Raw genomic sequence first — 4,459 nt, 5'->3', positions numbered from 1 at the left:
GCCCGTTCAATCAGGCTTAGGTGCACCCTTTGCTCGACCCTCAGCCTGGGCGAACCGGATCAGACAATTTCCCAAAGCCAATAAAGATTCTTTCGAAAGCGAATCTGTTCGCCGCGTGGAAGGGATCAAGAGACTCCACGTCAGATCCCGGCCGTCCTGGGGTGGACGGAATAACAGCTGAGCAATTTGCCTTGCGGGTAGATGAACGGCTCGCATCAATTGCGTCCGATCTGCGCTTTGGAAGATATCATCCATCGAAACTGAAACCGGTATTCATCCCGAAGCCCAACTCCGATAAAGACAGGCTTATATGCATACCAGCGATAAAAGACCGTATCGTTCAGAAGGCGATCGTGAGCTACCTCGTAACGAGGGAAAAGCTGCCGATAGAGAACGAGTTCTCATTTGGATTCATCAAAGGAAGAGGAACAACGAGCGCTATCGCTCGAGCGATTGAACTTCGTCGTTCTTATGATTGGTGCCTCAAGACAGACATTGAATCATTCTTCGACCGAATAGCGCGATTGGAAGCGAAGACGCGGGTTACGAAAGCGCTCAGGAACAGTAGCCTGACGCCTCTAATTCATTCTTTTATTGATTGCGAAATCAAGCAAACGAGTGTCACTCGCCCAATGCTCGCAAAACAGGGGATCACCGCAGGTCGAGGCTTGCGGCAGGGTATGCCCCTCTCGCCTTTACTAGCCAACCTCGTTCTAACCGACTTCGACAATAGCTTTAAAGCTCAGCGAATCGAGATGGTTCGCTACGCTGATGACTTGCTGCTGTTTTTTCACACGAAGAGCGCTGCGAAAGACGGCTTCGAATTTGTGAAATCCCAACTTGCTGCACAAGGACTGACTATCCCTGAGTTGGGTGGAGACTCATCGAAAACGCAGATGGTCGCTCCAAAGCAGCCTGTGTCCTTTCTCGGTCTCGAACTAGTCTATCTCGATGCAACCGGAAACTATGAAAAGAGGGTTGGCAGAAAACAGATCGCAAAAATAGAAGCGAGGTTGGAAGAAGAGTACAGCTTCGAAAACTTGCGGAAAGAGCGCGTAAACTTCCACGAAGCTAGTGCGAGTTTATGGCGATCTATATCCTCCTATCTTGGTACTTACCGCAACACCTATGATTACGCGTTGCTCGATAGTGAACTCAGGCGTATCGCACGCAAGATCCTTGAAGGGATTTTTGAGGATGTATTTGGGACTAACGTCTTGAAGTACGCGACACCTGAGGGAAGAGAGTTCATGGGGTTAGGTAAAGCAGAATTGCCTGACGGAGGGTTCGAATTTGACCTTTGACACGTCGGGCAAAACACTGGCAGAATGTCATCACTGAAGATCATGCCCGCGCGGAGCAATCCGCCGCGGGCTTTTTATTTCCGGAGACTCGTCATTTAACAAATGGATTTCCAATGCCCAAATTTAGGAGAAGGACCGAGCTGCATCTTCCTGTTGCTCAGCATGTGGCCAGTGAAGATTTCAGGACACCAACGCTGGCCGATATCGAAACCCTGGCACGCGACAAGACCGAAGCCGCACTCAACGTGCTTGCTGCCATCATGTTTAGAGAGACAGCGAATGCCTTTGCGCGGGTGGCTGCCGCAAACTCTATTCTTGATCGTGGGTGGGGCAAGCCGGTGCAGCCCTTGGCTTCGGACGCACGGCCGCGCGAATTGCTGCAACGGATCGAACGCATCATCGTACATCCGGATCATCCATCGATAATCAACAATGAGACCAGCGAACCCGAGGCTTCGTAAGCTTCGCACCGTCTTGTCTCCAGAGGAGGAATTGCAATGAAAACACCGTCGCCATCGACTCCATTGGAGTCTCCACAGCAAGAGAACGCGGCTCTGATCGGCTTACCCCAATGGATGCGCGACGCGCTATCTCATCAGCCGGCTCCCACGCCACCGCAGCAACTCGGCAGCGTCGATGAGCCTGCGCACGCTGGGCGCGCGAATATTCGAATCTTGAGCCGCGTTCCTTCGCGCCCGACCTGAAACTAATCCGCAGCCGGCCCGAACCACCTCATCATCGCGTCCGCAAGTCCGTGTTGGCTCTCGTCTCCCACCCACGCCACATGCCCGTCGGGCCGTACCAGCACGGCGCCGGGTGCTGCGACTTGTCCGATTGCCGGAAGCTGCCACGGGCCGTCGTATTCGGCCTCGATGCGATCGACGCGATCGGTCCAGGGCGCGATGTCGAGGCTGCCTGTCTTGCCAAAATCGAGCAGCAAGCCGCGCGCGCCGTGCAGCAGCGTGAACAGTCGCAGCGGCCGCCCGTCGACCGTCAGATCGAGATCGGGCATGCGCCGCCCGAGCAGCGCGTGGCCTTGGCCAAGATCATAGTGCACGTCGAGACCGCTCATCATCGCGCCAAAAAATTGGCGCGGCGCGTCCATGCCGAGCAGCTCGGCGACGACCTCGCGCGCGGCCTTGAGGCCAGCCTCGCCGCGGCGGAGCAGGGCGATTTGCGCCATGGTGTTGCGCAAGGTCCGCGCAGCGACGGGATGGCGCTCGGCCTGGTAGGTGTCGAGCAGGCTGTCGGGCGAGATGCCGTTGACGACCTGCGCGAGCTTCCAGCCGAGATTGACGGCGTCCTGCACGCCAATGTTGAGGCCTTGCCCGCCGACGGAGTGATGGATATGCGCGGCATCGCCGGCGAGCAGCACGCGGCCTTTGCGGTAGGAGACGGCCTGCCGTGCCGCATCGGTGAAGCGGGAGATCCATGACGGGTTGTGGAGTCCGAAATCGGTGCCGTAGACGGCGACGAGGGCTTCGCTGAGATCGCGGGGACCGGGCGCGCCGGTGCGATCGAGCGTCGCTTCCGTCACGACCACCAGCACGCGTCCGCTCTCGGTCTTGCTGAGGCCGTGAAAGCCGAGCGCGTCGTGGCGCAGGCCCCATGCGGGCTCGTCGCGCATCTCGACTTCGGCCATGAGGTTGCTCAGCGTCGGCTCGGAGCCGGCGAACTCGATGCCGGCGGCCTTGCGCACCAGGCTGCGGCCGCCATCACAGCCGACCAGATAGTTTGCGCGCAAGGTCTCGCCGCCGGACAGCGTCACGTCGATGCCGCTCTCGTCCTGCGCAAAACCCGTCACCTCGCGGTTTTGATAGATCGGCACCGCGAGCTCGCTGACCCAGTCGGCCAGGATGCGCTCGATGTGGCTCTGCCGCAGGGCGAGCCCGTAAGCGTGCCGGGTGGGGAGATCGCTGATGTCGAGCCTGGTCCAGGCGAAGCCCGCGAGCTGGGTGATCTGTCCCTCACGCAGGAAACGATCGGCGACGCCGCGCTGGTCGAGGATCTCGATGCTGCGCGCGTGCAAGCCGCCGGCGCGGGTGCCGACCAGTTCCTGATCGGCGCGCCGTTCGACCACGGCGACGTCGACATGCGCCAGCGCGAGCTCCGCGGCCAGCATCAGGCCGGTCGGTCCGCCGCCGGCGATGACGACGGCATGGTCTGTCATCGCCGGATTGTTCGCTGTGGCCTGTTGTTTCCGGCTGCGCGACCGGGACGTCGGAAGCAATACGGACATGTCGTGACCCCTCGACTTGTTGGCTGGGCCGAGGGTTCTACGCGATCACCGGGGACTTGAAGCAAGCCCGTTGCGCACCACATATCAGAATGGGAGCAAGAGCCTCGTCATTCGGGCTCGCCGGCCTAATCGTCCTTCGAGAGATCGCCAGGCTTGGTGGGACAATCGATGGTTCCGCCCTCGCTGTGAACGAGATCGCGATCCCTGTCCTCGGTTTCGTCAGCGTCCGGGATGATGGCCTCTCGCGTGTCGCGCTCCCCGTCGATGCGCGGCTTCTGGCCCGGCAAGTCTCGCGATGTTTTCGGTGTCAGGTTCAGCGTCATTGGTCGATCCTCCTGACCGGCTAACGCGGGCAGGGACGGTTCGTTCGTTGACACGTCGGACGAAACGCCGGCAGCCTGACTGGAATGACTTTCCGAAGGTCTCCGTCGGCTTTAATTCGCAAAAATCGAAATAGAGATTGACCCGTCGGGCAAAACACTGGCATAGTGGCATCGTCGAAGAGTTTGGTTCGGCCCGCACGGTACAACCCGCTGGCGGGCCTTTTTCATGTCGACGACTGCCTGACGTGGGCTTTCGAAGCGCGATCCGGTTTAATTTCGAAAAAACGAAATAGGACTTGACCCGTCGGGCAAAACAGTGCCATAGTGGCATCATCGAAAAGTTCGTAACACCCGCGCGGGACAAAATCCGCCGCGGGTTTTTTCGTATCCCATTTTTGGAATCGGACGGCGGCCCACGCATCACGGCCACGCACTCGCTTGAAACGCGTTGAGGGAGCGCCGATCGGCGTGCCGCCGTCCGTACCATTGCTGGCCGTGCACGCGCGAACGTGCCGGCCCGGGGGGGGGGGGGGGGGGGGGGGGGGGGGGGGGGGGGGGGGGGGGGGGGGGGGGGGGGGGGGGGGGGGGGGGGG

At 59.9% G+C, this 4,459-nt stretch carries 4 protein-coding genes; 2 read left to right on the top strand and 2 right to left on the bottom strand.

Annotated elements, in window-relative coordinates; genetic code table 11:
• The first annotated feature begins 29 nt into the window (after window positions 1-29).
• Both AC0L3A_RS34675 and AC0L3A_RS34670 read left to right on the top strand, forming a co-directional pair.
• Window positions 30-1,304 carry a reverse transcriptase domain-containing protein gene (locus AC0L3A_RS34675; RefSeq protein ID WP_473256064.1) on the top strand — a complete coding sequence of 425 codons (1,275 nt, stop codon included), beginning with the start codon at window positions 30-32 and terminating at the stop codon, window positions 1,302-1,304.
• Window positions 1,301-1,765 (top strand): hypothetical protein, encoded by a 465-nt coding sequence (locus AC0L3A_RS34670; RefSeq protein WP_473256063.1) that lies wholly within the window; start codon window positions 1,301-1,303, stop codon window positions 1,763-1,765. Before AC0L3A_RS34675 ends, AC0L3A_RS34670 begins: the two co-directional genes overlap by 4 nt.
• Before the next feature lie 245 nt (window positions 1,766-2,010).
• On the opposite strand, the gene AC0L3A_RS34665 is transcribed toward AC0L3A_RS34670, so the two are convergent.
• Together AC0L3A_RS34665 and AC0L3A_RS34660 are read right to left on the bottom strand one after the other, a co-directional pair.
• Window positions 2,011-3,543 carry an FAD-dependent monooxygenase gene (locus tag AC0L3A_RS34665; protein WP_473256062.1) on the bottom strand — a complete coding sequence of 511 codons (1,533 nt, stop codon included), beginning with the start codon at window positions 3,541-3,543 and terminating at the stop codon, window positions 2,011-2,013.
• Between the two features lie 125 nt (window positions 3,544-3,668).
• Window positions 3,669-3,866 carry a hypothetical protein gene (locus AC0L3A_RS34660; RefSeq protein WP_473256061.1) on the bottom strand — a complete coding sequence of 66 codons (198 nt, stop codon included), beginning with the start codon at window positions 3,864-3,866 and terminating at the stop codon, window positions 3,669-3,671.
• Between the last annotated feature and the right edge of the window lie 593 nt (window positions 3,867-4,459).

The organism is Bradyrhizobium sp. MI1.3 (assembly GCF_055811695.1).
The sequence above is the reverse complement of the archived record's forward strand: the minus strand, read 5'-3'. Positions and strand labels throughout refer to the sequence as shown.

Bases quoted from the DNA above. Each gene is read 5' to 3' on its own strand.
- AC0L3A_RS34660 (WP_473256061.1), bottom strand. From the start codon at position 3,866: ATGACGCTGAACCTGACACCGAAAACATCGCGAGACTTGCCGGGCCAG.
- AC0L3A_RS34665 (WP_473256062.1), bottom strand. From the start codon at position 3,543: ATGTCCGTATTGCTTCCGACGTCCCGGTCGCGCAGCCGGAAACAACAG.